The sequence below is a fragment of the Streptomyces fractus genome, from assembly GCF_049844455.1.
Lineage (GTDB): Bacteria > Actinomycetota > Actinomycetes > Streptomycetales > Streptomycetaceae > Streptomyces > Streptomyces fractus.
The window spans coordinates 8,512,980-8,538,069 of record NZ_JBMYHI010000002.1; the positions used below are offsets into that span (position 1 = coordinate 8,512,980).

The 25,090-nt window shown below is 69.5% G+C and carries 23 protein-coding genes and 3 pseudogenes; 10 read left to right on the forward strand and 16 right to left on the reverse strand.

Annotation, left to right across the window (positions count from 1 at the left end; translation table 11 throughout):
* Positions 1 to 48: 48 nt before the first annotated feature.
* Positions 49 to 1,413 (forward strand): MFS transporter, encoded by a 1,365-nt coding sequence (locus ACP4E5_RS40725; RefSeq protein ID WP_425838519.1) that lies wholly within the window; start codon positions 49 to 51, stop codon positions 1,411 to 1,413.
* A 19-nt stretch (positions 1,414 to 1,432) separates the two neighbouring features.
* Here ACP4E5_RS40725 and ACP4E5_RS40730 read toward each other — a convergent pair.
* A pseudogene (locus tag ACP4E5_RS40730) lies at positions 1,433 to 1,804 on the reverse strand (transposase); the annotation flags it as partial.
* A 109-nt stretch (positions 1,805 to 1,913) separates the two neighbouring features.
* On the opposite strand from ACP4E5_RS40730, the gene ACP4E5_RS40735 reads away from it, so the two are divergent.
* The gene (locus tag ACP4E5_RS40735; protein ID WP_425838522.1) at positions 1,914 to 2,318 is read left to right on the forward strand and encodes a type II toxin-antitoxin system PemK/MazF family toxin; all 405 of its coding nucleotides are present in this window, start codon (positions 1,914 to 1,916) and stop codon (positions 2,316 to 2,318) included.
* 96 nt (positions 2,319 to 2,414) lie between these two features.
* Here ACP4E5_RS40735 and ACP4E5_RS40740 read toward each other — a convergent pair whose 3' ends face one another.
* The 5 genes from ACP4E5_RS40740 to ACP4E5_RS40760 form a co-directional block, all read right to left on the reverse strand.
* Complete coding sequence (locus tag ACP4E5_RS40740; protein WP_425838525.1) at positions 2,415 to 2,705, reverse strand: DUF4333 domain-containing protein; 291 nt, start codon at positions 2,703 to 2,705, stop codon at positions 2,415 to 2,417.
* Positions 2,706 to 2,757: 52 nt separating this feature from the next.
* Positions 2,758 to 3,162, reverse strand: a complete 405-nt coding sequence (locus ACP4E5_RS40745; RefSeq protein ID WP_425838528.1) for an FKBP-type peptidyl-prolyl cis-trans isomerase — start codon at positions 3,160 to 3,162, stop codon at positions 2,758 to 2,760.
* A gap of 78 nt (positions 3,163 to 3,240) precedes the next feature.
* Complete coding sequence (locus ACP4E5_RS40750) at positions 3,241 to 3,918, reverse strand: hypothetical protein (RefSeq protein WP_425838531.1); 678 nt, start codon at positions 3,916 to 3,918, stop codon at positions 3,241 to 3,243.
* Between the two features lie 180 nt (positions 3,919 to 4,098).
* A complete protein-coding gene (locus ACP4E5_RS40755) occupies positions 4,099 to 5,403 on the reverse strand; it encodes a phospholipase D-like domain-containing protein (RefSeq protein ID WP_425838534.1) in 1,305 nt (434 codons plus the stop codon).
* A gap of 188 nt (positions 5,404 to 5,591) precedes the next feature.
* The gene (locus ACP4E5_RS40760; RefSeq protein WP_425838537.1) at positions 5,592 to 6,188 is read right to left on the reverse strand and encodes a hypothetical protein; all 597 of its coding nucleotides are present in this window, start codon (positions 6,186 to 6,188) and stop codon (positions 5,592 to 5,594) included.
* A gap of 343 nt (positions 6,189 to 6,531) precedes the next feature.
* Between ACP4E5_RS40760 and ACP4E5_RS40765 the strand changes: the two are divergent.
* Positions 6,532 to 6,922 (forward strand): annotated as a pseudogene (locus ACP4E5_RS40765) (vWA domain-containing protein); the annotation flags it as partial.
* Between the two features lie 150 nt (positions 6,923 to 7,072).
* Here the strand turns inward: ACP4E5_RS40765 and ACP4E5_RS40770 are convergent.
* On the reverse strand, positions 7,073 to 7,978 hold the full coding sequence (locus tag ACP4E5_RS40770; protein ID WP_425838539.1) for a helix-turn-helix transcriptional regulator: 906 nt from the start codon (positions 7,976 to 7,978) through the stop codon (positions 7,073 to 7,075).
* A 452-nt stretch (positions 7,979 to 8,430) separates the two neighbouring features.
* Between ACP4E5_RS40770 and ACP4E5_RS40775 the strand changes: the two are divergent.
* From ACP4E5_RS40775 to ACP4E5_RS40790, 4 genes and pseudogenes are all read left to right on the forward strand, one after another.
* Positions 8,431 to 8,571 (forward strand): annotated as a pseudogene (locus ACP4E5_RS40775) (IMP dehydrogenase); the annotation flags it as partial.
* 153 nt (positions 8,572 to 8,724) lie between these two features.
* Positions 8,725 to 9,492: a glucose 1-dehydrogenase gene (locus tag ACP4E5_RS40780; protein ID WP_425838542.1), complete on the forward strand. Its 768-nt coding sequence runs from the start codon at positions 8,725 to 8,727 to the stop codon at positions 9,490 to 9,492.
* A 94-nt stretch (positions 9,493 to 9,586) separates the two neighbouring features.
* Positions 9,587 to 9,988 carry a DUF2255 family protein gene (locus ACP4E5_RS40785; RefSeq protein ID WP_425838545.1) on the forward strand — a complete coding sequence of 134 codons (402 nt, stop codon included), beginning with the start codon at positions 9,587 to 9,589 and terminating at the stop codon, positions 9,986 to 9,988.
* Positions 9,989 to 10,203: 215 nt separating this feature from the next.
* Positions 10,204 to 12,354, forward strand: coding sequence for a hypothetical protein (locus ACP4E5_RS40790; protein ID WP_425838548.1), 2,151 nt, complete (start codon positions 10,204 to 10,206; stop codon positions 12,352 to 12,354).
* 71 nt (positions 12,355 to 12,425) lie between these two features.
* Here ACP4E5_RS40790 and ACP4E5_RS40795 read toward each other — a convergent pair whose 3' ends face one another.
* A complete protein-coding gene (locus ACP4E5_RS40795; RefSeq protein WP_425838551.1) occupies positions 12,426 to 13,493 on the reverse strand; it encodes an enoyl-CoA hydratase/isomerase family protein in 1,068 nt (355 codons plus the stop codon).
* Between the two features lie 162 nt (positions 13,494 to 13,655).
* On the opposite strand from ACP4E5_RS40795, the gene ACP4E5_RS40800 reads away from it, so the two are divergent.
* Both ACP4E5_RS40800 and ACP4E5_RS40805 read left to right on the forward strand, forming a co-directional pair.
* Complete coding sequence (locus ACP4E5_RS40800; protein WP_425838553.1) at positions 13,656 to 14,915, forward strand: CoA transferase; 1,260 nt, start codon at positions 13,656 to 13,658, stop codon at positions 14,913 to 14,915.
* Positions 14,912 to 16,372, forward strand: coding sequence for an amidohydrolase family protein (locus ACP4E5_RS40805; protein ID WP_425838556.1), 1,461 nt, complete (start codon positions 14,912 to 14,914; stop codon positions 16,370 to 16,372). The genes ACP4E5_RS40800 and ACP4E5_RS40805 overlap by 4 nt, the downstream gene beginning before the upstream one ends.
* Before the next feature lie 120 nt (positions 16,373 to 16,492).
* Here ACP4E5_RS40805 and ACP4E5_RS40810 read toward each other — a convergent pair whose 3' ends face one another.
* On the reverse strand, positions 16,493 to 17,287 hold the full coding sequence (locus tag ACP4E5_RS40810; RefSeq protein WP_425838559.1) for a class I SAM-dependent methyltransferase: 795 nt from the start codon (positions 17,285 to 17,287) through the stop codon (positions 16,493 to 16,495).
* A 194-nt stretch (positions 17,288 to 17,481) separates the two neighbouring features.
* Here ACP4E5_RS40810 and ACP4E5_RS40815 point away from each other — a divergent pair, with 194 nt between their 5' ends.
* The gene (locus ACP4E5_RS40815) at positions 17,482 to 17,913 is read left to right on the forward strand and encodes an OsmC family protein (RefSeq protein ID WP_425838562.1); all 432 of its coding nucleotides are present in this window, start codon (positions 17,482 to 17,484) and stop codon (positions 17,911 to 17,913) included.
* Positions 17,914 to 18,083: 170 nt separating this feature from the next.
* Here the strand turns inward: ACP4E5_RS40815 and ACP4E5_RS40820 are convergent, their stop codons facing one another.
* The 7 genes from ACP4E5_RS40820 to ACP4E5_RS40850 form a co-directional block, all read right to left on the reverse strand.
* Positions 18,084 to 18,773, reverse strand: coding sequence for a TetR/AcrR family transcriptional regulator (locus ACP4E5_RS40820; protein ID WP_425838565.1), 690 nt, complete (start codon positions 18,771 to 18,773; stop codon positions 18,084 to 18,086).
* A 158-nt stretch (positions 18,774 to 18,931) separates the two neighbouring features.
* Positions 18,932 to 19,078: a zinc-binding dehydrogenase gene (locus ACP4E5_RS40825; RefSeq protein ID WP_425838567.1), complete on the reverse strand. Its 147-nt coding sequence runs from the start codon at positions 19,076 to 19,078 to the stop codon at positions 18,932 to 18,934.
* Positions 19,054 to 19,899, reverse strand: coding sequence for an NADPH:quinone oxidoreductase family protein (locus tag ACP4E5_RS40830; RefSeq protein ID WP_425838570.1), 846 nt, complete (start codon positions 19,897 to 19,899; stop codon positions 19,054 to 19,056). The genes ACP4E5_RS40825 and ACP4E5_RS40830 overlap by 25 nt, the downstream gene beginning before the upstream one ends.
* Positions 19,900 to 19,969: 70 nt before the next feature.
* Positions 19,970 to 20,722, reverse strand: coding sequence for an SDR family oxidoreductase (locus tag ACP4E5_RS40835; RefSeq protein ID WP_425838573.1), 753 nt, complete (start codon positions 20,720 to 20,722; stop codon positions 19,970 to 19,972).
* Positions 20,719 to 21,513: an enoyl-CoA hydratase/isomerase family protein gene (locus ACP4E5_RS40840; protein WP_425838576.1), complete on the reverse strand. Its 795-nt coding sequence runs from the start codon at positions 21,511 to 21,513 to the stop codon at positions 20,719 to 20,721. Before ACP4E5_RS40840 ends, ACP4E5_RS40835 begins: the two co-directional genes overlap by 4 nt.
* Positions 21,510 to 23,153 carry an AMP-binding protein gene (locus ACP4E5_RS40845; RefSeq protein ID WP_425838579.1) on the reverse strand — a complete coding sequence of 548 codons (1,644 nt, stop codon included), beginning with the start codon at positions 23,151 to 23,153 and terminating at the stop codon, positions 21,510 to 21,512. Before ACP4E5_RS40845 ends, ACP4E5_RS40840 begins: the two co-directional genes overlap by 4 nt.
* Complete coding sequence (locus tag ACP4E5_RS40850; protein ID WP_425838582.1) at positions 23,150 to 24,910, reverse strand: CocE/NonD family hydrolase; 1,761 nt, start codon at positions 24,908 to 24,910, stop codon at positions 23,150 to 23,152. Before ACP4E5_RS40850 ends, ACP4E5_RS40845 begins: the two co-directional genes overlap by 4 nt.
* Positions 24,911 to 25,090 lie beyond the last annotated feature (180 nt).

The following is a 25,090-nucleotide window of genomic DNA, read 5'->3' on the forward strand; positions in this document are numbered from 1 at the left end:
TGGCGTGCGCGTCACACCTCACGGACAGAAGGAAACGAGGAAACAAAGGTGTCCTCCTCTTCCGCAGCGACCTCGGTCGGGGCATCCGCCCCGTCCCGTCGCAGCCGCACTGTCGTCATCGCCCTGTGTTGGGCGCTGGTGTTCATCGACGGCATCGACACGTTCATCTACGGTTCCGCGCTGCCGCACATGCTCGGCTCGAAGGCGCTCGGCCTGGACGACGCCACCGCCGGTGACATCGGCAGCTACACCACCCTCGGCATGCTGGTCGGCACGATCCTGTCCGGCACCGTCAGCAACTGGGTGGGCCGCCGCAAGACCGTCTTCACGTCGGTCGTGATCTTCACCATCGCCACCGTCGGCTGCGGACTCGCACAGAGCGCCGGGGTGTTCGGCCTCTTCCGCCTGGTGTGCGGCTTCGGTCTCGGGGCGCTGCTGCCGATCGCCATCTCGTACGGGATGGAGTTCACCACCGGTGCCCGCAAGGCGCTGGCGACCGGTGTCATCATGACCGCCCACCAGACCGGTGGCGCCGTCGCCCCGCTGCTCGCGCTGTGGCTCATCGACGACTTCGGCTGGCGCTCCGCGTTCCTCGTCGGCGCGATACCCGCGCTGATCTTCCTGCCGCTCGCCCTCAAGATGCTGCCCGAGTCGCCCACCAACCTGCTCACCCGCGGCCGCACCGCGGACGCGCAGAGCCTGGCCGGGGAGTACGGCCTCGTCCTGCCCGAGCCCAAGGGGCACGCGGCGGACATGCTGGAGAGCATCAAGGCCCTCTTCCGCGACCGCCAGTGGCTGACGACGCTGTGCTTCTGGCTCACCTCCTTCGCGGGCCTGCTGCTCGTCTACGGTGTCGGCCAGTGGCTGCCGAAGATCATGGGCGACCTCGGCTACGAGACCGGCGACTCGCTCCTGTTCTCCACTTTCCTCAACGTCGGCGGCATCGTCGGCATGCTGGTCGCCGGTCGCCTCGCCGACCTCGTCGGCCCGCGCCGCATCGTCATCATCTGGTTCGCTCTGACCGCGGTCTTCGTCTACCTGATGGGTGTGCACATGTCGGTGGGCGTGCTGTACGGCGTCGTCTTCCTCGCCGGGCTGCTCCTGTTCAGCGGCCAGACGATGGTGTACGCGACGGTCGGCTCCCACCACGTCGAGGAGGATCGGCCGACCGCGCTCAGCTGGGTCGCCGGGATGGGCCGCTTCGGCGCCGTCTTCGGCCCGTGGATGGGAGGTCAACTGCTCGCCGCCGGCCACGCCGACCTGGGCTTCTCGATGTTCGCCGTGGCGGCCGTGTTCGGCGCGGTGATGATGGCGCTGGCCGCGCTCACCATCCAGGTCCGGGCGCCCCGGCGCTCGCCGGCTGACGCGTCCGTACGTGACTGGGGCCCATCACCTCGGCGATCCACGCGATGAAGTCCGCCGGATCGGTGTTGGCGCCGTGCCCGCGGCGGTCGGCATAGACCAGGTAGACGGCGACCTGGGCGTCCTCGATCCTGCCCGCGGTGCCGGTGCACTGTCGCTGGACTCCAACGGTGTCGGTGCCCTTCTTCACGTCGCCGGTCTCGTCGACCACCAGCACCGCCTCGTCGGCGTGCAGATGCTGCATGCCGTCCGGGGCCCTGTCCCCGGCCCACTCGGCGATGGCCCAGCAGTTCTTGCGCGGCAGGTCCGACAACAGGCCGAGTACCAATTCCCGGGCTCGGCGTCGGGATTCGACCCGTGTGAAGCGTCCCGCTTTCCGGCCCAACAGGCCCTCGAACGCCTCCTGCCGGCAGGCGGGGTCTACGCTGTGACCTGAGGCCACCGCATGATCGTTTGTCTTCACCAACCGAAGATCAACGGTGGTCGCACCCGTCTCCACACCGCGTCAGGTCGCGCAGCGTCTGCCTGCCGGCCTGTGTATCGGAGGGCTTGTGCAACGTGGCGAAGTCTGGTGGGTCCAGTTCGACGAGCGGAGGTTGGTCGTACTGCTGTCCGGAGACGACGCGTCCGGGTTCCAGGTGATGCAGGTCGTCGCTCCGGCGGGCCTCGACATCAGCGGTCTGGGCATCGAAGTGACGGTCGGCGCCGGTGAAGGGCTGCCACTCGAAGGCGTGCTGCGGCTCGCGTTCCCCCGCCCAGGCTTCACCCCGTGCACGTGGCTGACCACCGTGTCCCGGGACGACCTGATCGAGCGGGCGGCCGTCCTGTCCTCCAAGAAACTCAGCGAGATCGACGACGCCCTCCGACTCGGTGAACAAGCACAGGAGCAGGCCCCGGCAATGATCGCGAACCTCAGCGAGATAAGGAATGCCCTCCGTCGCGGTGAGCTCGGGTAGACGGAGAAGGAGCCGACGCCCGCGACGGCATGGGCGATCTCGGGCGAGACGATCCACGCTGGACACCTGCCGCCCCGACGCCCCTCACCGTCGAGATCACGATCTACGGCTGGAGTACCTCGCCGACGCGGGCACCGCAGGAAACACGACCACTGAGTCGTCTTTGTCGCGAGCGATGGCAACCGCGACGTCTGCCGCGCCGTCGTCGACCTTGAAGTCCATGTTGACCTGGCCGTTGACGATCGACTTTGCGGAGACCGTCACCCCGTACCGCTTGCCTTCCGACGCCAACTGGCAACGGATGACGGCATCCACCTTCGCCGGGAGGCCCTCCGGGCAGGCGAAGGCGTCGGGCGCCTTGCCGACCTGCGCCGTCAGGGCGGCCATTCTGGGTGTTGGGCCTGCGGCGGTGATGGGTTCGCGCGCTCTGTGGCGCACGCTAGGCGTTGCTCCACCCGGCCTGCCTGGAATACACGTCAAGCAGGTCCACCACGAAGACGAGGGTTGAGCCCGCCGGAATCAACGGCGAGGGCGACTGGTTGCCGTAGCCGAGACGCGGGGGAACGATGATCTCGCGCCGACCGCCGACCTTCATGCCCCGCACTCCCCGGTCCCAGCCTTTGATGACCCTGCCACCGCCTACGGCGAACTTGAACGGCTCGCCCCGGTCCCAGGAGGCATCGAATTCCTTCCCGGACTCGAAGGTCACCCCGACATAGTGGGCCTTGACCACCATGCCGGGTTTCACCTCAGCTCCGTCCCCGACGATCAGGTCCCGGATGGTCAGTTCGGCAGGAGCGTCACCTTCCGGAACATCGACCTCGGGCTTCCTCAGTTCACTCATTGCCGCCTCAGCACTCTCCGTCGGGACCCTTGCACGGACCAGCCGGACACGTGGACACCCATCCAGCAGATGGCCACGCTACCGAGGATTGCGATCCACGGAGCACGTCACATCCGGCGGCCACACGTGATGATGGCGCTCCTTGAGAATGGGTCTGGGCGACATCTCGTGACGGTCACGATCGCAACACGACGCGGGTACGCAGGAGTTGGAACGTTCCGCTGCCGTACATCTGCCGCTTGATCGTCTTAAACGGTGGACGTGTCCCTCGACGACGCCGGAGCTGTAGGTGAGCGTGAGCCCTGCGGTGGCGGCGTCGAGGTCCTGGCGCAGGAACCCGGCGAAGTTGCGGATCGGCGCCGGTACGTCCTGCTCGGCCTGGCGGATCCACTCCAGCAGCAGGTCGCCGTGCCGGTGGCGGACGAGTTCGTGGAAGACGCGGGCGAGGTCGCAGGCCCGGGCGATGTCCGGGCAGGCGAGGCGGACTTGGAGGAGCTCTTCCTCCTGGTGGTCCGTGAGTGCATCGCGGGGCCGCATGATCCAGCCGGTGATCTTGCGTGGGCTCGGGATGTCCGCGCGGACCGGCTCGGCGTTCCCGGCCGGCAGCGCGGCGAGGTACTTGCGGACCACCGCACGGCTGCCGCGGTAGCCGCGGGCCTGGAGTTCCAGGAACAGACGGCTGCCGCTGACCCGGCCTCCGGCCTCGGCGAAGCGGGTGTTGAGGTACGGCTGGCGGCGCACGGTCTGCCGGTTCAAGGGCCAGCTTCTGCGTGAAGTGCAACGGGGCCAGGACGGTGTCAACGTCCCGGCCGTCTTCGCCGTCGTCGTCCCCACCACGCTGCCGACCTTGATGCAGTACCGTTCGGCCGCCGGCAGTTGCTCGACGGCCTCACGGCAGGGTTCGGCAAGTAGCCGGATGGCGGGGACCGGGAAGGCCTATTCCTCGACCTGATTCGGGTCGACCGGAATCTCGGGTGCCGTATTCTCGGCGCGCTCCTCGGCCTTCAACTGCCGCGCCACGGTCCCACAGCAGCGGTTGAACTGGTTCTGCCAGTCCGTCTTGAACATGTCGTAGCTGGACTGGCCGACCAGCTTCAGGTCCGACTCGTCGTTGTGCCAGACGCCGTTGCTCGTCCAGTTCGAGGAGCCGACGAACACGACTCTGGAGTTGGACGCCCCCGCGTAACCGCCGCTGACCATCATGTACTTGTCGTGCGTGTAGTGCAGAGCGTTGCCGTTCGCGTCGACGCCGCGGGTGGTGTCGTGCACGTCGATATTCGGCCGGTCCTTCAGGTAGTTCTGCACGCTGCCGTCAACCTGGCCGGCGGTGAAGAGTATCTGTATCTTCACGCCGGTTTTTGCCAGGCTCACCAGCTTCTTCGGCAGCTCAAGATAATTCCGGTCGCCGGGCTGCCCGTGAGAGGTCCACTCGAACATGGCGATGTTGATCGTGGCCGGCGCCTTGATGTTGTTCAGGAAGTCGACCCAGGTGTCGCTTCTGGAGCGATCCTTGGGCCACTGATAGGAGGGCGGGGACAGCGTCCTGGCGTCCTGGCCGCTGGTGGAGTCGTAGTAGTCGGGCGCCAACGGGCCCGGGCCGTTGAGCGCCCCCTTGGACATGGCCGTGAAGTAGCGGACGTAGGAGTTGTACAGGTCGACGTTGCCCTTGACCGTGGCGCCACTGTTCCACGCGGTTCTGGCCTGGGCGGAGGTGGGGTTGGCGCTGCTGACGGTCACGGTCCTGTTCGCGTCGCTCCCGCCGCTGAGCATGTAGTACTTCGCGTGCAGGGCGGAGCCGGAGAAGTGGGACAGGCAGCCGCCCGGGCACAGCGCGGCGAAGCTGGAGGCTTGCGGGTCGTTGCCCAACTCGGTGACTATCGACTGCCAGATCGCATTGTCGCTGTGAGAGTCCATCAGCGCCTTCACTATGACGCCGCGTTGGTGCGCGGCGATCAGGGCGTTGGCGAAGTCGGGGCCCGGGTTCGTGCTGCCGATCGAGTACATGGCGACGCGTATGGTCTGCCCGCAACTGGCGCTGTTGATCGATTCGATGATCGGGCCCATGATGTTCATCTGGGCGTCGGCGTCCTCGGGGTCGCTGAAGACCGGGCCCGGTCTCGAGGTGAACGTCCGGGAATCGCAACTGAGCGGAGGCTTGGCCTTCTTGACCGCCGCGTGCGCCACTGTAGGTGTCAGCGCGGTGACGGCCAGAGCGGTGATCAACGTGAGCGTACGCTTCATGGACGGGCCTTTCGTTGGGTTGTTGACGATGACGATGACGAGCCGTGGTGTTGCTGTGCTGATCGACCCATGAGTGGTCGAGGAGGTGGCCTTGGTGGCCGGCGTCGTAGCACGGGCAGGCCTGTCCTGCAGTGCGGTGTGACGGGATCGCCCCTCATCCGGCCGGATGAACTACTCATGGCTTCGGATCAGTTGGCGGTGTTCGCCCCGGACGTCGGGTATTCGTCGCCGTTGATGTCGTTCGCGGCGAGGGTGGCGCCACAGGGGTCGTGAGGGGAGGCCGCGGAGCCGGCGATGGCGGTGCCGGCGGGCAGGCCGCGGGCCGAGTCCTGGAGGATCGCGACGGTGGCGTCGTCGAGGTCGGTACCGGCCTTCTCGTACTCGGCGCCGATCGCCAGGTCGTCGAAGCCGTCGGGGGTGAAGTCGCCGTCTGCGCTGACCCGGCCGAAGCCGTCACCCGCCTCGGAGGAGCCGGGTGAGGGGGTGGTGTTCTGGCTGGTGGTGCGCTTGGCCGACGTGATGCCGTTCGCCGATGCGTACAGGGCGACGAAGTCCCCGGCGTTCTTTTGCCCGGACGCAGTGGCGCTGCCGATGGAGAACGCGACGTCGCCGTAACTCTCCCCGTTGAAATCCGCCTTGTGGTGCGTGACGGAGTTCGCCGCGCCGGCCGTGCGCGCCGACGCGGCGAGGAGGCCGCCGGTCAGGGGCGTCGCCGAGGCGTTCGCTGTGGCGACGCGGATGCGCGCCGGAGGCCGGGTGGTAGGGCGGCGTATGTGCTTGGGCATGCGTTGAGCTCCTGCAGGGGACAGAGGCGTCCGGCGGACATCCCGCTTCGACGAGGTGTTGGTCCGTTGGTGTTTGCCCTAATTTGTTCCAGGCGTGACCCACCGTTCGGCAAACAGGAGACTCGTAAAGGCGTCCGAGGGTTGTACGAGAAAGTCGGGAAGTGGCCGCGAAGTTGCGAAAGTTGAGCCAGCGGGCGAGCCAGTCGCCGGGGGCGTTCAGTGGGCTGCTGGTGGGCTGGCCGGTTGCCGGTGTCGGGCTGAGTGCCGTACTCGGGCAGGTAGAGAGCTGGCCCGAGCTCGCCCGGTCGGTGAGGGTGCGGGCGTCGGTCTTGCCGCGGCCGGGGTGCGGGTCGGTCAGCCGGCGCATGGGCGGGCCCGGCAGGTAGGCGACTTCGCGGCCGCACCCGCCGTCGGCGGCCCGCTGCCCACCCAGGCGTATGTCGGTGGAGCCGACGAAAGTCCGGTGCCTCAGGCCGAACTCGTCCTGGATGCAAGCGGATCCATGCGCGCTCGCGACATCGACGGCGGCTCCAGGACGGCCGCGGCGAAGCAGGCGTTCAACGAGGTGCTCGACGCGGACAACCGGCGAGGTGGAGCTCGGGATCAGGACGCTCGGGGCCAACTACCCTGGAGGCGACCGGAAGAGGGGCTGCAAGGAAACCGGTCGGCTCTACCCGGTTGGTTCATTGGACCGTACGGAGGCCAAGACGGCCGTGGTCACCGACCAGCCCACCCTCACCCTCGACAACGGCGTCATGACAGCAGCCTTTGGGCTCGGTGTCCTGCTGCCAACGTCCCCTCGACCTGGTCGGGTGGGCCCGCACGGAGTCCGTGCCGGACTGCCGTAACGCCTGTGCGTAACGCACCACGAAGTCTGAAGCCGCTCAGGGGCGGCGTGTGGCGCTGTGGTCGTTGCTGGCCTTCTCGTCCGGCTGGTGGTGGTCGCCGTCGAGTGTGGCGGCCCAGCTGGCGAGCAGCTTGAGGCCATCTGCCGATGGGGTGCCGGACTCGGCGCTCATCGCGGTGAGGGTCAGACCGGGATCGGTCGGCACGGGAAACGCTTCGAAGGCGAGGGTGAGGTCGCCGACCGCGGGGTGGTGGAAGCGCTTGAGGCCGGAGTGGTGCAGGCGCACGTCGTGCGCGGCCCACAGCGAGCGGAACTCCGCGCTGCGGGTGGAGAGTTCGCCGACCAGGTCCGTGAGGTCGCGGTTGTACGGGTCCTGTCCCGCCTCGGTGCGCAGGAGGGCGGCGGCCGCGGCCCTCTGGTGGTCGAGTTCGGTCATGTACTGCTCGGCACCGGGGTTCAGGAACTGGTAGCGGGCCATGTTGACCGGCCGCGCGGGGTCCTGGAACAGCGGCCAGTACAGGGCCTTGCCGAGCCGGTTGGTGGCGAGGATGTCGAGGCGGCCGTTGCGGATGAACGCGGGCGCGTCGGTCATCGCGTCGAGGAGCTGTTGCAGGGCGGGGCGGATGGGCTGCGCCGTGCGGCGGCGGGCGGGCCGGCGGGGCGCGCTGGCCGCCCGGGCCAGGTCCATGAGGTGGGCACGCTCGGACTCGTCGAGCTGGAGTGCGCGGGCCAGGGAGTCCAGGACGGCTTCGGAGGTGCCGGAGAGGTTTCCGCGCTCCATGCGGGCGTAGTACTCGGCGCTGACCCCGGCGAGCATCGCGACCTCCTCGCGGCGCAGCCCCTTGACCCGGCGGTGGCCCGCGACGGGCAGGCCCGCCTGCTGCGGGGTGATCTTGGCGCGGCGGCTGGTGAGGAACTCGCGGACCTCGCTTCGGTTGTCCATGTCTTCGAGGCTACGACGATCGCGGCGTGCGAGGGGTGCCCTGCCAGTACACGTAACAGCGGGTCCTTCCGCACGTGCGTGACCTGCCGTTTCATCGATGTCAGGCCAGCAGACGGCCGCCGCTGCAGCAAGTGGCACGCGCCGCCCGGGCAAGGCGGAACGGAAGGCGATGTCACTGCCCGCGGTTGCGGGAACACGCTGGGGCTCCGCACGGAAAGGAGTGGGTGATGGCGGAAGACAAGCAGCCCGAAGGGCTGCGTCCGCAGCCCGGGAAGCTCGCCCTCCGTGTAGGCAAGGCAAGGCCCTCTCCGTGATCACGGTCGCCTGCCGCGTCCTGGGGACCGTCCCGCCTCTCTCCATCTCTCTCCATCCCACGCCATCTCACGGACATCGAATCCTCCGGCCCTCCCCGCACCGCCAGTACTGCACCCCTCGCGATTACGGAAATGATCATGCGCGCAACCGTCCTTCACGCCCCGCACGACGTACGGATCGAGGACCGGCCCAAGGCCACCCTCCAGCTACCCACCGATGCGGTGATCCGCACCGTCGCCACGTGCGTGTGCGGCTCGGACCTGTGGGACTACCGAGGCATCAACGGCTATCGGGCCATGGACGAGCGCCGCGCCATCAAGACCCTGCTGCACCCCTGAAACACCCCTCGAACACACCCCTCCAGCACACCCCTCCACGCGGCGGCGCCCCGCACCTCGGGCCCGCCCGCCCCAGAGATCGGAACCCTGAGTATGAACCCGCAGTACAACTTCGAAGGCCAGGTCGCCCTGGTCACCGGCGCCGCCTCCGGAATGGGCCTGGCCGCCGCCCGCGCCTTCGCCGAGGCCGGTGCGGCCGTCGTGCTGGCCGACATGAACGAGGCCGCCGTGCAGGCGGCCGCGAAGGAGCTCACCGACGCCGGGCACCAGGCCATCGGCGTGGGGTGCGACGTCACGGACGAGGAGCAGGCCGCCGCCATGGTCCAGAGCGCGGTGGACACCTACGGCCGCCTCGACATGGCCTTCAACAACGCCGGCATCCAGGTCCCGCCCTCGGACGCCGCCGACGAGACGGCCGAGAACTTCGACCGCGTCAACAGCGTCAACCTGCGTGGAGTGTGGGCCGCCCAAAAGCACGAACTGCGCCAGATGCGCACCCAGGGCTCCGGCGCCATCGTCAACTGCTCTTCCCTCGGCGGGCTCGTCGGCCTGCCCGAGCGCGCCGCGTACCACGCCTCCAAGCACGGTGTGATCGGCCTGACCAAGAGCGCCGCGGTCGAGTACGCGCCCAAGGGCATCCGCATCAACGCGGTGTGCCCCGGCGTGATCGAGACCCCGATGGTCGCCGACATGCTCGAGGGACAGGCCGAGGCCATGGCCGCGATCATGAGCGAGCAGCCCATCGGGCGCCTCGGCCAGGCCGAGGAAGTCGCTGCGGCGGCCCTGTGGCTGTGCAGCCCCGGCGCCAGTTTCGTGGTCGGCGTCGCCCTGCCCGTCGACGGCGGATACACCACCCACTGAACACCGCCCCGAACCAGGGCACCCGGCCGGGGTGCGGCACGCTTACCACCACACCCCGGCGCCGGGCCGTCCCTGACTTGCCAAGGAGACCATCATGAGCACCTGGGACCCGGCACGGCTGCGCTCGTTCGCAGCAGTCGACGACCTGCACATCTCACCGTTTCGCGAGGACGGCGTCACCTGCGGCACGCCAACCTGGATCTGGTCCGTCGTCGCGGTCGGTGATCTCTACGTCCGCCCCTACAACGGCCCCGAATCCCGCTGGTACCGGGCCGCGATGACGCAGCGGGGCGGACGGATCCACATCGCCGGCACCGAGTACCCGGTGCGCTTCGACCCCGCCGACCCCGCCGCCGGCTCCGTCCTCGACGCCGTCGATGCCGCCTACCGACCAAGTACGCGCCCAGCCCGTACCTGGAGCCGATGCTCGGACGCGGCCCCCGCTCGGCGACCGTCCGCATCACGCCTGCCTCGTAGGCGGCCCCGCCAGGGGTGAGGGCGAGTCCTTCGGCCTCACTCTCGCCTTCCTGATGGGCCTTCACAGATCCCGTCCAGTCGCCCCACTACGCCCAACTCGCCGCGTGTGGCAGGGTGCTGCGTCGGTGGAGCAAGCACCATGTGGGCGTCGGCCACCGGTGGGCCGGCGTTGCCTGCCACCCGGTGTGCAGGTGGTCTGCACTCCTCCCTTCGGCATGGATGGGAGCAGGACTGATGGCCGACTACGTGATGGCTGCCACCGACGCGGACGGAAAGCGGCTCGGCGAGCGCACCCTCGCCACGGCGCCGGAACCTGGTGAAGCCGCCGCTCTGGGTGACAGTCATCGGTCCAACTATGTGTCGGTCCGCCACGGTCACGAGATCACCCTTTACGGAAGAGACGCCACCGGCGCCTGGACCCTCATCGCCGCCGACGCCCCCGCCCCTGTCGTCGTGGAACTGCGCCGGCAGCATGACGCCGCGTGCGGGCCGAGGCCGGCCTGGGACGACGAGCCCGCGTCCGGCCACGCGAACGCCCCTGCCGCGGACAACGCCTTTTCGCTGACCGCCATCGGCGTGGACGGCGAGCGGTTCGGGGAGCGCGTCAGCTCCACGACTCCCACGCACGCGGAGGCCGTCGCGTTCGGAGAGCTCCACGAGTCGGACTACGTGCTGTCGGGCCGCAACGACAGCGATGTGGTCACGCTCTACGGGCGCGACACCGACAGCTCGTGGTCAGTGCTCGCGGCCGACGTCGCGGTCGAGGCCGCCCAGGAGATCTGTCTCTGGTTCGATCTCACGCACCACTACCAGGGACCGTCGTCTGCCGCACGCCACCCGCTCGACGATGTCCCGGCGCCCGAGTACGGGCGGCTGACGGCGGAACAGGCGATCGCGCGGGTCGTGGAATATATCCAGGTACGTGGTCTGGACTACCCGACGCAGGGTCTGACGGCGGATCGTTTCGCGGCGGGCTGGAGTGTGTTCGCGCCCGTGGACGTCGACGACAGCGACCCGATGGCCTTCCTGGACATGCCGGTGGGCCGCTCCGTGTTCCTGATCAGCGACATCGGGCGGGTCAAGGAAATCTCCAGCTCGATCCCCCCGCACCAGGCGGAGCAGATGTTCACCGCCGAGGAGACCTACGTTCGCCGTCCCCCTGCCGGGGATCGGTTCATGACCGGTCTCAAGGACGAGGTGATGCGTCTCGAGGCCGAGTCGGGCAACGTCGCCGGCATCAGCTCGTTCACTGTCGAAGTCCCCTCTACGGAAGTGATCGCGGCCAGGGCATCCCAACTGGTCGGCCCGATCGCGCAGCAACTGGCCCTGCTCGGCCCGCCGGGATGGGACCGATTCACCGCCGTCTTCTCCTTCACCGTCTCCGCCGAGGTCGCCCACCTGCGCTTCCGCTCAGGGAAGCGGAGCACCGAGGTCCCCGTTCCCGAACAGGTGGCCGTGCTGGTCCGCCGGCAAAGACACCTCGCCGCGCGCATGCCGGCCGGACCGTGGTGGCGCCTGCAACTCTCCGTCAGCCACACCCCACAGACGGGCGCCAACGTCACGACGGACTACGACTACGGCGACGAGCCCTTCCCCGACGAAGACCTCCTGGCTCGCGAGCACTACCGCAACGACCTGGCTGCCTACCCCCGCGACCACACCCCCGCCTGGCTGTCCGCATACGTCTCAGGCACCGACGGCCCCGGCCACCCCAGCAACGCGCCAGGGGTCACCTCCCGTACGACGCCGGGGCCCACGGGACCCCGGAACAACGAGTCGGCAAAGCCCACCGAGCGGCACGCACCGGCCGGGCCGGCCGACGCGGGGCCGGTGCTCGATACACGAATCGGCCGCAAACCTCTCCACGCCAGTCCAGCGGCGATCACCTACGGCAAGAAGTCGATCGCGCTCGATCAGGTGGAATGGGTCGCCTACGCGGCGACCCACACCGCCACCAAGCGCTTCCTGTACCCGACGACCCACCACAGCACGTGGGACTTCCTGGTGGGCCGATACCCGTACTACGGCGCGCCCCTGGTCCGCGTGGACTTCTACGAGTCGGGCCGCCGGGCCGAACAGCCACCCGAGTGGGCCTTCCTGGTGAACCTGGTCAGGCAGTACGTGGAACCCCGCCTGCTCACACAGTTGCTCGCCCGGGTGCGCCGCGGCGAGACCATCACGGTCGGCGGCAGCGTGAACGTCAGCGAGGCCGGCATCACGTGCACCAGGCCACGGCTCGACCTGCCCTGGGAGTCCGTCCGCGTCACACACGACGGCATCATCCGCATCTACCAGACCGGTTCCGACAAACCACTGCTCAACGTCCCGCTGACCAATCCCAACGCGGTATTGATCCCCGACCTCTTCGCCGCACTGGCCTCCTGAAGACAGGCAAGATGAGGCGCAGGCCGCCGGTGCCCACGCTCGCCCGCCCCGTAGGGCCCGGCCTACGGGCCTCAACTGCCAGTCATTTGCAGGTCATCGACCAACCCCCAGCTCAACGCCCGGTCCGCCGGCAGCGCGCAGCCGGTGAGGACGAGGTAGAGCGTCCGCCAGCGGCCGATGCGCCGCGGAATGCTGACGGTTCCGCCGGCTCCGGGGATCAGGCCCATGCTGAGTTCCGGCAGGCGGAATTGGGTTCCGGGGGCGGCGACGATCCGGGAGGCGAAGGCCGGGAGCTCGATGCCGGCGCCGACGCAGCTGCCGTGTACGTGCACGGTGACCCGGTCGCGTAGCCGGTGCAGGGGACGTGCGGCGCCGCCGCGGGTGCGGATCATGTGCGCGGCCGCCAAGTCCGTGGCGATGCCGAACTCTCCGAGGTCGCCGCCGGAGCAGAAGGACGGGCCGTTGCCGTCCAGGATCACCTGGGTGATGGTGGGGTCGAGCAGGGCGATGTCGAGGGCGGAGACGAGTGCGTCGCGCAGTTCCCGGCCGTAGGCGTTGCGCCGCTCGGGCCGGTTGAGGGTGAGGTTCAGGACCTTGTCGTCGCGGGTGATGAGCACGGTGTCGGCCGTCGCGGGCGGTGGAGCCGGGCGAGGCCCGTGGGTGTGCAGCCAGTGCGCGAAGTCCGCTCCGGCGAGGAGGGTGGAATAGGAGAGCGATTCGGCGTCGAGCGCCTGGTCGACGGTGCTACGGGCTGCGGCGCGCAGGAGGCCGCCGAGTACAACTGCCGCCGCAGGATGGTCGGTTGCTGCGCGTTGCACGGACTGAGCCGCTGCTTCTGGGGCGTCCACGGTGACGGTGCGCAGGTCCGATTCCGTTTCGCCGGCGGGCGCCAGGGTCAGGTCCAGTACTTCGAGCAGGTCCGCGGGAGGGTGTGTCGTGCGGGTCAGCCCGACCAGCAGCCGGTCACAGCTTGCAGCCTGCTCCAGAGCGCGCCGGCGTACGGCTTCGGAGGCGGATTGCCGGTCCAGGTCGACGACGACGAGCGGGTCACGGATCGTTCCGTGTTCGTCGAGCAGTGTGGTGTGGGCCGCACCTGCCGCCAGTTCCTCGACAGTGATCAGTCCAGGGGGTGGTGTCACGGTTCTCCCTCCGGGCCCGGACGCGCCGGGACGTCGTGTGGTCCGTCGGACGTCCTGGGGCCGGGCGCCGCCGACCGGTCCCGTTCTTCGGTTGCCGTGGAGTCCGTGAAACCACGCCTGAGGACACCACACCGACCATGGCATCCTGGCATGGTGACACAGGTGTCCGAATCTCCTGCCGAAGCGGCGCGTGACTGGGCGGCGAGCGGAGCGATGTGGCTGACCGGCCATGGCGCCGGGCTGCCCATGGTGCCGGTGGGCCGCGCCGCCTCCTGGGCCGGGCGGATGGCTCGCCATGTCGAGCGGGCCGCTGTCGAGGCAGGGCGATCCGTACGGGTAGATGGCCGGCAACTCCTGGCGGAGCGTGCGGCGTTGACGGGCCGTGGCCGTCAGGGACGGCTGTCCGTGGGCGGCAGCTGTCGCCTGCTGCCCACCCGGGACGGCTGGGCAGCGGCGTCGTGCGCGCGTCCCGACGACCCGCTGCTGTGGAGCGCGCTCATTGGGCACGAGCTCGACGAGCTGCTGCCGCAGCGGATCAGCGACTGGCTGGACCGGCACAACGGCGCCGAACTGGACGAGCGCGCCGAGCTGTTGGGGCTCGCGGCCGGGTCGGTTCGCGCGATGCCGGGTACGGGAAGCGGACCAGCGGCCCGTGCGGTACCGGGCCCGGGGCGGCCGCGCTCGGTGCGCGGCATGCTGGTCGTGGATTTCAGCGCCCTGTGGGCCGGGCCACTGTGTGCACACCTGCTCGGCCTGGCCGGAGCGGAGGTGGTCAAGGTCGAGGTGCCGACCCGGCCGGACGGGATGCGTAAAGGCGAAGAGTCCTTCTACGATCTGCTCCACGCCGGGCACCGCTCAGTGGCCCTGGACCCCGCCGATCCGGCCGGCAGGGCGGCGATGCACGCGCTGGTGCGTCGCGCGGACATCGTCATCGAGGCGTCACGGCCCCGGGCTCTGGCCGGCTTCGGCCTGGATGCGGGGCAGGAGGTGGAGCGTGGCTGCACCTGGGTGTCGATCACGGCCTATGGGCGGGACTCGGACCGGGTGGGTTTCGGTGACGACGTGGCCGCCGCCGGCGGGCTGCTGGCCCTTGACCGCGAGGGCGCACCGGTGTTCTGCGGTGACGCGATCGCCGATCCGCTCACGGGGCTGACCGCAGCCGCGCTCGCGCTGTCCGAACCGCCGGGCGGGCGTGGTGTGTTGTGGGAGGTGTCCATGGCGGACGTGGTGGCAGCGACGTTGCCAGGGGAGTCGCTGCCTGTGGCGCACGTTTCGGCTGATGCGGACGGTTGGGTGGTGGACACCGGCGGGCAGACGGTTCCGGTGGCGCGTCCCGTGGCCCGTACGCCGCTCGGTGCCGCCGCCGAGATGGGCGCGGACACCACCACGGTGCTGCGCCGGCTCGGGATTCCCGCACCGTGACCGGACTGCTGATCCGCGACGCGGAACTCGACGGCGTGGTGCTCGATGTCCGGGTCGGGGCCGGGCGCGTACGGGAGTTGGGCCGGAAGCTGCCACGCGCGAGTGGCGGGGAGCGGGTGGTCCAGGCACGCGGGGGAGCGCTGCTGCCCGGGCTGACAGACCATCACCTGCACCTCTACGCCACCGCCGCCGACCTCGCATCGCTGCCCTGCGGCCCCGCCGCCGTGCAGGACGCCCAGGGACTCGCGGAGGCATTGCGCCGGGCCGCGCCGGACACACACGGCTGGATCCGGGGTGTGCGCTACCACGAGTCGGTGGCAGGCGAGTTGGACGCGGAGCGCCTTGACCGGCTGCGCGATGACCTGCCGGTCCGTGTCCAGCACCGTAGCGGTGCCCTGTGGGTGCTCAACTCCCGTGCCATGAACGCCGTTGGGCTGCACACGGCCGAGCACCCTGGTGTGGAGCGGGACGGCGAGGGCCGCCCCACCGGGAGGTTGTGGCGGGCGGACGACTGGCTGCGAACTCGGCTGCCTGCCACCGCGCCGCCCTCGCTCGCCGAGCTGGGGCGACGGCTCGCCCGATACGGAATCACCGCGGTCACCGACGCCACGCCCCGTCTTGATCAGGGCACGATCGACGCGCTCACCGAGGCGGTGGCCGTCGGTGAAGTGCCGCAGAGGGTCCAAGTGCTCGGCGCACCACTCGACGGAAGTCTCCGGCCGGACCGCGACCGGAACGGACCGGAGCCCGGCCCCTGGAAGATCGTGCTCGCCGACTCCGGTCTGCCCGACCTCGAACAGCTGACCCTGGCCATCGACGTTGCCCACCGCGCCGGCCGTCCGGTAGCCGTGCACTGCGTGACCCGGGTGTCACTGTTGCTGCTCCTCGCGGCCTTGGAGCAGGTCGGTACGTTGCCGGGTGATCGGCTTGAGCACGCGTCCCTGATCCCGGCCGAAGTCCTGCCCACCATCAGGGAGTTGGGCCTGAGTGTGGTGACACAACCGGGGTTCCTCGCCGATCGCGGAGACGCCTACTTGTCCGGCACCCCGGCGGACGAGCACGGCGACCTGTACCGCTGCGCCTCACTGCGCGCGGCGGGCGTACCCCTCGGCCTGTCCAGTGACGCGCCGTACGGGCCACTGGACCCGTGGGCGGTGATGCGGGCGGCCGTGCAGCGGGACACCCCGTCCGGAGCCGTCGTCGCACCGAGTGAACGGCTGGGGCCCGCGCAGGCGTTGGAGGGATACCTCTCCCCGGCACGGTGGCCGGGCAGCGCGCCCCACCGTATTGAGGGAGGGCGACGGGCCGACCTCGTACTCCTGCACACTCCGCTGGCGGAGGCATTGGCGCACCTGGATGCCGATTTGGTGCGGCTTGTTCTGATCGGTGGGCGGCCTGTGTACGAGGACGGTGACACAGGCTCTCGTCCGGCTGGCCGGCCGGGCCAGTGCTTGTAGGCGGTGATGCGGGCGGTCGGCGTGCAGTGGCCGACCAGTTGCGGAAGCGTGTCGTCGGCCGGCAGGAACGCAGAGAGCCTCGAAATGTCGGTGAGAACTGACACCGCGAAGGGGCGATCTCTAGCTCGGTTTCCACGCGGTGAGCTGGAAGAGCCGGGCAGTGTGCATGTAGGGAGGCCGGGCGGTGGTGGCGAGTTCGAGGCGTTCGAGGTCTGCGTAGAAGGCCGGTTCGTGCTTGCGTGCGTCGTCGGTGATGTAGTCGCAGAAGCTGCGGATGCCGTAGTGGGCGATGTCCTGGCATCCGAGTTCCCGCAGGGTGTGGATGATCTCTTCTGCTGTGTGGAGCGTCAACGCCGAGTTGAACATCTGCGTCCGCGCCTGATCGGTGTCGAGTGCGGCGAGTGCGGCCGCGGGATCCATCTCCCGGACGGCGATGTTCAAGGGCGCCGCATGCTGGTTGATCGCCATGACGGAGACCAGGCCCCCGGCCTTCAGCGGGGAGAGTGCCGAGGCGAGAGTGCCTGAGACGTCGTCCATGTATTGCAGGAGGTTGTGGCAGAGCACGACATCGAATTCCCCGCCGGCGAGGTCGCGGGGCAGGTTGGTCGCATCGGCCTCGACGCAGTGGATCAGATCCGTCACGCCGCCTGCCACGGCTCGCTCGGTGGCCGCTGCGAGCATGGCGGGTGCGTAGTCAACGATGGTGACATGGTGCCCGCGGGCCGCGAGGCGGATGGCGTCTGAGCCGTCGCCGCCGGCGAGGTCGAGTATCCGCAACGATTCGCCGCCCAGGTCGCCAAGGTGACGGAGCAGGTTTGCCTCGGCGATCGAGTAGCGCAGTCGGCCCCAGGGGGCGTCCTGCCAGTCCTGCCAGGTGGTCATCGCGGTGTTGAACTTCTCAGGAGCTTCAGGCATCTGGCGACGATAGCGGCCGGACGTCCTCGGCCGGCGTTGCCTTGTGCGGCGGCCCGGGCCTAGGTGAGGGCGAGGGGGAGGAGTCGGTGCCGGGCTGGATCAGGTTGCCGCCGAAGGTGAGGCGGTCGACGAAGGCCGGTCGACCGGGCCGCGGCGGTCGGTGGTGTGCGCGGCCGGACACTAGGGTCGGCACCATGACTGACGATGCGCTGCGCTCCGTGTCCATCGAACGTGCCGGCTCGGGCCGGTTCACCGCGACCAACGCCCGTGGGGGCACGCTGACCTTCGGTACCGGCTCGGACGCGGACTTCACTCCGGTCGAGCTCTTCCTCGCTGCGCTCGGGGGCTGTACCGCGGTCGACGTGGAGGTCGCCACGACCCGGCACGCCGAGCCAGGCGGGTTCACCGTCACGGCTTCCGGCGACAAGGTCGAGGACGAGGGTGGCAACCGGATGACGGACCTCGCGGTCACCTTCCACGTCACGTTCCCCGACGGGCCGGAGGGGGACCGGGCCCGCGCGATCCTGCCGCGGGCCGTGAAGAGCTCGCACGACCGCCTGTGCACGGTGAGCCGCACCGTGGAGGCCGGCACACCGGTGACCGCGACCGTGTCGCCGAGTGCCTGACCCCTGCGCCGCGGCGCGGCGACACAGCCCGTACCACTGGCGCTGGTCGCCTCGACGCTCCCGGTCTACTTGATGCCGAGCTGTACGCGGTCGGCCAGGTCCAGCTCGCCAGGGCGCGGCTGACGTGGGCTTTGATCGTGCCCTCGCTCATGGCCAGTTGACGCCGGGTTCTACCTGGGCGGCGAAATCTGGTCCCGGGGTGAGCGGACAGCGGCGGACGCAGATTCGGGTGCGGCCTGTCCCGAGCTGAGTCCGTCAAGGAGGAGGTCGCCGAGTTCGGAGAAGGCGTCGCCGGCGGTCAGACCGGTGCTCTCCAGGAGGGCTCCCGACTGGACGGCGTCGATGGTGACTGACACGACCTGGGCGGCGAAATGCCCGTTGAGCGCGCGGAAGACGCCGCTCTGGACGCCCTCCTCGATCAGTTCGTGGACCCGGCGTGCCGCGGCGGCGGAGTTCTTGCGGTAGATCTGGGCCGTCGGTTCGTAGCCGACCATGTCGTCGTAGAAGGCGTGGGAGTGCCGGCGCATGGCCGTGCCGACGCCGTTGAGGTAGACGCGGATGCGCTGGCGGGGGTCGGGCTCGGCCTGGACAACCTGTTCGATCGCGGCGGTCGCATCGCGGAAGAATGCGCGGGTGACCGCCAGTACCAGCTGTTCCTTCGTGGAGGCGAGGCTGTAGAGCGTCGCCTTGGAGCATCCCAGTCGCTGGGTGAGCTCGTCCATGGTCACTGCGGTGAAGCCTTCGGCCAGGATGATCTCCTCGGCCTGGCGCAGCAGTTCGTCCCGCCGACGGGTGTCGACGACCCGCTTGCGCGCTGTTCGGCGGGGGCGTCGGTCGCGCGAGTCAGTTTGGGCCGTCACCGCAGCAGTCTCCCACGGGGATCTCCGCCCGAAGCGGCGGATGGTTGTCCGGGCCGGAAGGCCGACCCCTTGCGAATGGGTACCAGCGTACCTCCTAACGTACCCACGGGGAGTGCCGCCACCGTCAGCGCGGGGCGGCCGGGTTTCCGTGCTTGTCGTCAGGCACCGATCCGCAGCAGTGTGCGGCCGAGGCCCCTCCGCTGGTCCAGGTGCTTGAGCGCGGTCGACGCCTGTTCCAGGGGGAAGACGGACGAGATGGGTGGGTCCAGTCGGCCGGACTTCAGCAGGGCCAGAGTTCGTGCCACAAGGTGCGGGCGGCGTCCGGATCCTGGCGCCAGTACTCGTCCATCCCCACGCCGAGCACGGAGGTGTTGGTCAGCAGCAGACGGTTCACTTTGACGGTGGGGATGCCCCGGCCCGCGAATCCCAGGACGAGGAGGCGCCCTCCGCCGTGTCGCAGCGCGCGAAGCGAGTCCGGGAAGCGGTCCCCGCCGACCGGGTCGACCACGAGGTCGACCCCCTGGCCGTCGGTGAGGGTCCTGACCTCGTCGAGGAATCCGCCGACACGTACGACCTCGTGTGCGCCTACGGACCTGGCCAGTTCGGCCTTCTCGTCAGTGGATACGACCGCGATGACGCGCGCGCCGTGTGCCGCGGCCAGTTGGCAGGCCGCGCTCCCCACGCCGCCCGCGGCTCCGTGGACGAGGACGACCTCGCCCGGGCGGAGAGCACCACGGTGGATGAGCGCGAACTGCGCGGTCAGGTAGTTCAGGGGCAGGGCCGCCCCGCGGCGGGTGTCGACGTTGTCCGGGAGCGGGAACACCATCGATGCGTCGACCGCGACCCTCTGGGCGAAGCCACCGGTGACCGGCAGGGCTGCCACGCGGTCACCGGCGCGGAATCCGGCACCGTCGGCGCGGACCGTTCCGGACAGCTCCCGGCCGGGGACGAACGGCAGGTCGGGACGCGTCTGGTACTCCCCGCGAGTCTGCAGAAGGTCCGGGAAGACCACGCCCGCCCATTCGACGTCGATGAGGACCTGGCCCTCTTCGGCCGCCGGCTCCGGCAGCTCTTGCACGACCAGGGCATCGGGACCCTCGAACGCGGTGACGAGTGCTGCCAGCATCAGTGCCTCCCGACCAGAAGGGCCCGCACGAGATCACTCGCGAGATCCCTCACGAGGTCGTCGCTCCTGGTCATCGGATCGAGGAGCCGATGGAGATGCCGCCGTCCACGTCGAGGACGACGCCGGTGATGTAGCCGGCGGCTTCGGACGCGAGGAAGGTGGCGGCTTCGGCGATGTCCTCGGGCTTGCCGGTGTGGCGCATCGGGATCTTGTTCGTCAGCTTGTCGCGTGCGGGGCCGTTCATGGACGCGAGCATGGGTGTCTCGATGAGGCCGGGGGCGATCGCGTTGGCGGTGATGCCGTGGCGGGCGCCTTCGAGTGCGAGGGTGCGGGTCATGCCGACGATGCCGGCCTTGGCGGCGACGTAGTTGGTCTGGCCGAAGTTCCCGCGCCAGGACATGGAGGAGAAGCTGACGATGCGTCCGTAGCCCTGGCGTTTCATGGGGCCGAACGCGGCGCGGGCGCAGTGGAAGCCTCCGGTGAGGCTGACGTCGATGACCGCGTGCCAGTCGTCGTCGGTGATGTCCTCGACGCGGTTGTCGCGGATGATGCCGGCGTTGTTGACCAGCACGTCGAGGCGGCCGAGATCGGTGGTGACGCCGGTGATCCAGGCGTCGACCTGGGCGGAGTCGGTCACGTCGACCACGTCGGTGCGGAGTTCGGTGTCGTCGGCGATCGTCTTCACCGCGTCGGTGAGGGCCTGTTCGTTGACGTCGGCCAGCGCGACGGTGGCGCCCTCGGCGGCGAACCGGGTCGCCATCGCGAGGCCGAGCCCCTGTGCGGCGCCGGTGATGGCGACGACGCGTCCCTGGTAGCGATTCACTTGGTGTCTGCCTTCGTGGTGTGGGGGGCGAGGAAGTCCCGTAGAGCGTCGGCGACCGAGCTGGCCTGCCAGTTGTCGGCGAAGGCGGCCAGTTCTTCGCGCAGGGCGTGCTCGGGCGGGATGCCGTCGATGCGGTGCAGGAGTGTCTTGAGGTTTTGCTGGGCGGGGCTGTTGCGGTCGGCGAGTTGGTGGCAGATGCGGGTGGCGGTGGCGTCGAGGTCGGCTTCGGGCACGATCGCGCGGATCCAGCCGGTGTTCGCGAACTCGGTGGCGGGCAGCAGTTCGCCGGTGAGCAGAAGCCAGCGCGACAGGCCACGCCCGACCGCACCGGGCAGCCGGACGCTTGACCCGCCGGCCGGTGTCAGGCGCCGCTGCAGGTGTCCGTCGCCGATGAGCGTGGTGTCGGCGGCGATGACGACGTCGCAGGCCAGCGCGAGTTCGAGGCCGCCGGCGACGGCGTGGCCGTGCAGGACGGCGACCCAGGGTTTCGGGCTGGCCGCGATGCGGCTGAAGCAGGCGGATACGTCGGCCAGGAAGTCGACCGGGTTGTGGCCGCTCTCGTGCAGTTGAAGGAACTGGTGGAAGTCGCCGCCGGCGCAGAAGCTCGGCCCGTTGCCTGCCACGGCGATGACCGCGGTGTCGGGGTCGGCCTCGGCGCTGGTGATCTGCTTGTCCAGGGCCTCGACGAGGGTGATGTCGAGGGCGTTGCGCCGCTCGGGGCGGTTGAGCCGAAGCCACCTGACGGGGCCGCGTTGTTCGACGATGAGGGGAGCGGGTGAGGTGTCGGTCACTGTGTCTCTCGGGTGGCGAGTTCGGTGCGTCGGCGTTTGCGCAGCAGGTAGCGCTGGGTCTTGCCGCTGGGCGTCTTGGGCAGGGCGTCGATGAAGTGGATGGTGCGGGGGTAGGCGTGGGCGGCGTAGCGGGTCTTGACCAACTGCTGTAGTTCGGCGGCCAGTTCGGCCGACTCCTCGATACCGTCGCGCAGGACGACGTACGCCTCGATGACCTCGCCGCGGACGGAGTCGGGTGCGCCGATGACGCTGCACTCGGCGACCGCGGGATGTTGGGCGAGGACGCTCTCGATCTCGAACGGCCCGATCCGGTAGCCGGCCATGATGATGACGTCGTCGTCGCGGGAGGAGAAGAAGAAGTCGCCCTCGGCGTCGATGCGCCCGGCGTCGCCGGTGAGGTAATAGCGGCCGTCGGGGGTGAACTTGGCGTCGCTCTGGCCCGGGAGTTGGTAGTCGCGGAAGGTCATCAGCGGGCTCGCCGCGATGTCGATCGCGACCCGGCCGAGGACGCCCGGTCCGGCGGGTTCGTCCTTGTCTTCGGCCAGGACGGTCAGGCTCCAGCCGGGCACCGGCCGGCCCATCGATCCTTCCTTGAGGGGGCGGGCGAGTTCGGGATGGTGGTGGTTGGCCAGGGGCATGCCGAGCTCGGTCTGCCCGAAGTGGTCGTGCACGGCCAGGTTGAGGGCGGAGCCGGCCCACTCGTTGACCTCGGGGGTGAGTGGCTCGCCCGCGCTGGAGGCCCGTTGGAGACGCAGGCCCTGGGGAGCCGGTACCGACGAGGAGCGCAGGCCCCGGTACACGGTCGGGGCGGCGGTGAAGTCGGTGACCCGGTGGTCGACGAGGGTGCGCCAGGTCGTCTCGGGGGAGAAGCCGCCGGAGAGCAGGAGGCTGGGGATGCCGGCGGCCAGCGGGGCGACGATGGCGGAGTACAGCCCGTAGGCCCAGCCGGGGTCGGCGGCACACCAATAGCTGCTGTCCCTGGTGACACCCAGGGCGTACTCCAGGTAGATCTGCCATCCGGCGACGTAGGAGACGGGGTGGATGACGCCCTTGGGCTTGCCGGTGGTGCCGGAGGTGAACATGTGCACCAGCGGCCCGTCCCCGCTGGTGGTGACGGCGGGCAGCGGCTCCGGTGACGCGGCGGCGAGGAGATCGGCCAACGAAGCGTCGCCTGGCGGTACTTCGGATCCCGTGACGACGACGCGGCGCTGGGGGTCGTCCGGCATGTCGGGGCTCGGGTCGAGTTTGTGGCGCTGGTCCGGGTCGACCACCACGACGTGCGCACCCGAGCCCTCCAGGCGCAGGGCGATGGCCTGCGGAGCGAAGGCCGTGAACAGTGGGACGTAGACCGCGCCGAGCCGCCAGATCGCGAGGAGGACGGTGACCAGGTCGGTGCTTTTGCCCATCAGGGTCGCCACCCTGTCACCGGGACCGACCCCGAGTCCTTGCAGCGCCCGCGCACAGCGGTGCGAGTCCGCGGCGAGCTCGCCGAAGGTCAGGCCGGAAGCCTCGCCCGATCCGTCGATCACGGTGAACGCCGTGCGATCAGCCGGGTGTTGGTCGCACAGCAGCCGGGCCACATCGAGGGAAGGCGCCGTGAACGTAGCGGTCAGTTCGGCGACGCGGTCGGCGGCGCTCATGCCTGGTCCTTTGCCTGGTCCTTGCGGTCGATGACCGGCAGGATCATGCGGCTGGGGTGGTTCGGCCCGTGGTGGATGTGGTTGACCGCGGGAATCATCTGCTCCTCGGTCTCGCGGGCGATGACGCCGCCGGTGTTGGTGTTGCGGTCGTAGCGGGGGAAGTTGCTGCTGGAGACGTCCACGCGGATGCGGTGACCGGGAAGGAACACATTCGAGGTGGCGGTCATGTCGACGGTGATCTCGTAGACCGTGCCGGGCTCCATCAGCTCTTCCGTAGCGAGGCCGCCCCGGTAGCGGGTCCGCAGGATCCCGTCGCACAGGTTGATCGCCTTGCCGTCGGGGAAGACGTCGACGAGCTTGGCGGTGAAGTCGGTGTCCACCGCCGACGAGGAGACGTACAGGGTCAGGCTGACCGGACCGGTGACCTCGACGGGCTCGTCCAGCACGGCGGAGGCGAAGCACAGGACGTCCTCGCGGGCGGCGACGGTCCGCTGGTCGACCGGGCCGCCGAACCCCGGCGTCATCGGCAGGCACGCCCCGCCGGCCGTGGGAACCGGGCGGCGCGGATCGTAGAGGTAGGTGTCACGCTCGGTTCCGGTGGGTGCCTCGGTCGTCAACACACCATCGCCACCTGCCGTGTTGGCGTGGCCGGCGCTGGTGAGGTGGAAGTCGGTCCACTGTGTGTCTGGCAGCGGCCACTCCTGCTCGTCGCGCCACTGGTCGATGCCCATCACGAAGATCTTCACCGGTGCCGTGTTGTCCAGCGCGGTGGTGTCGCCGCGCAGCCAGCGGTCGAAGAACTTCACCTGCAGGCCGGTCAGGCCCATCACCTGGGCGCTGGCCAGCGGACCGAAGGAGCGGTCGGGATACACGCCGGTCGTGCCCATGTGATCCCACGGACCGATGATCAGCCGCTGCCCCTCGCGCGCCGTCGCACTGCCCGCCTGCTTGCGGGCGGTGGTGTAGGTACGCAGGGTCTGCCCGATGTAGAGGTCGTACCAGCCGCCGATGTTGAGCGCCGGGGCGGTGACGTTCTTGAGCTCGGGCGTCAGCTCCATGGCATCCCAGTAGCTGTCGTGGGAGGGGTGGGCCATCCAGTCGTCCCACCACTTCCCGTACGCCGCCAGGACCGGAACCTCGGCCGTGGGCAGCACATCGTTGAGAGGCTCCGGGAACAGCGCCGCCTGACCGAGCTGCTGCAGCTGGGACACGGAGCCCTCACCGGCCGCCAGGGACCGCTGCGCGTCGGCCGCGTACATCATGGCGTTCCACCACGTGACCAGGCTCAGTGACAGCGCACCGCCCGCGCCGTACCAGGGCGCCTCGTAGTTGTCGATCGAGGTGAGGGACGGCGCGATCGCCTTGAGAGCGGGGGCGCCGGTCACGGCGGTCTCCCATTGGACCATCCCGAGATAGGACCCCCCGTACATGCCCACCGTGCCGTCCGACCACGGCTGCTCGGCGATCCAGGCGACGGTGTCCTCCCCGTCGGCCCGGTCGGCCATATGCGGAACGAACTCACCCTCCGAGCGGTAGGTGCCCCGGCAGTCCTGCACCACCACCGCGTAACCGGCCTCCAGCAAGGCCACGAGGTCAGGCATGACCCCTCCCAGGCTCATGGCCATCCCGTCCTTGCCGTACGGCAGGCGCACGAGCAGCGTCGGAGCCTGCCCCTCGGCCGGATGCCACACGTTGGCCGCCAGGGCCACGCCGTCGCGCATCGGGACTCGGACATCTATCTCGTACAGGTGCTGCATCGGTGCTCCTCGTTGAGCCGGCGTTGCTGCGAATGTGGGTACGTTAGGAGGTACGTTCGTACCCTGTCAATTACCTTGAGGAGGGAAAGCGTCCTCCCGGCGGGGGTGTCGACTTCAAGGTCTTCCGCAGCACCAGTCGCTGAGGTCCTGGCCGCCGCCCATCGCCACGAATCGGCCGTA

Excerpts from the sequence above, each read along its gene's own strand:
- ACP4E5_RS40740 (WP_425838525.1), bottom strand. The coding sequence starts at position 2,705 with ATGGCCGCCCTGACGGCGCAGGTCGGCAAGGCGCCCGACGCCTTCGCC.
- ACP4E5_RS40745 (WP_425838528.1), bottom strand. The coding sequence starts at position 3,162 with ATGAGTGAACTGAGGAAGCCCGAGGTCGATGTTCCGGAAGGTGACGCT.
- ACP4E5_RS40755 (WP_425838534.1), bottom strand. The coding sequence starts at position 5,403 with ATGAAGCGTACGCTCACGTTGATCACCGCTCTGGCCGTCACCGCGCTG.
- ACP4E5_RS40760 (WP_425838537.1), bottom strand. The coding sequence starts at position 6,188 with ATGCCCAAGCACATACGCCGCCCTACCACCCGGCCTCCGGCGCGCATC.
- ACP4E5_RS40770 (WP_425838539.1), bottom strand. The coding sequence starts at position 7,978 with ATGGACAACCGAAGCGAGGTCCGCGAGTTCCTCACCAGCCGCCGCGCC.
- ACP4E5_RS40780 (WP_425838542.1), top strand. The coding sequence starts at position 8,725 with ATGAACCCGCAGTACAACTTCGAAGGCCAGGTCGCCCTGGTCACCGGC.
- ACP4E5_RS40785 (WP_425838545.1), top strand. The coding sequence starts at position 9,587 with ATGAGCACCTGGGACCCGGCACGGCTGCGCTCGTTCGCAGCAGTCGAC.
- ACP4E5_RS40790 (WP_425838548.1), top strand. The coding sequence starts at position 10,204 with ATGGCCGACTACGTGATGGCTGCCACCGACGCGGACGGAAAGCGGCTC.
- ACP4E5_RS40810 (WP_425838559.1), bottom strand. The coding sequence starts at position 17,287 with ATGCCTGAAGCTCCTGAGAAGTTCAACACCGCGATGACCACCTGGCAG.
- ACP4E5_RS40815 (WP_425838562.1), top strand. The coding sequence starts at position 17,482 with ATGACTGACGATGCGCTGCGCTCCGTGTCCATCGAACGTGCCGGCTCG.
- ACP4E5_RS40830 (WP_425838570.1), bottom strand. The coding sequence starts at position 19,899 with ATGCTGGCAGCACTCGTCACCGCGTTCGAGGGTCCCGATGCCCTGGTC.
- ACP4E5_RS40845 (WP_425838579.1), bottom strand. The coding sequence starts at position 23,153 with ATGAGCGCCGCCGACCGCGTCGCCGAACTGACCGCTACGTTCACGGCG.
- ACP4E5_RS40850 (WP_425838582.1), bottom strand. The coding sequence starts at position 24,910 with ATGCAGCACCTGTACGAGATAGATGTCCGAGTCCCGATGCGCGACGGC.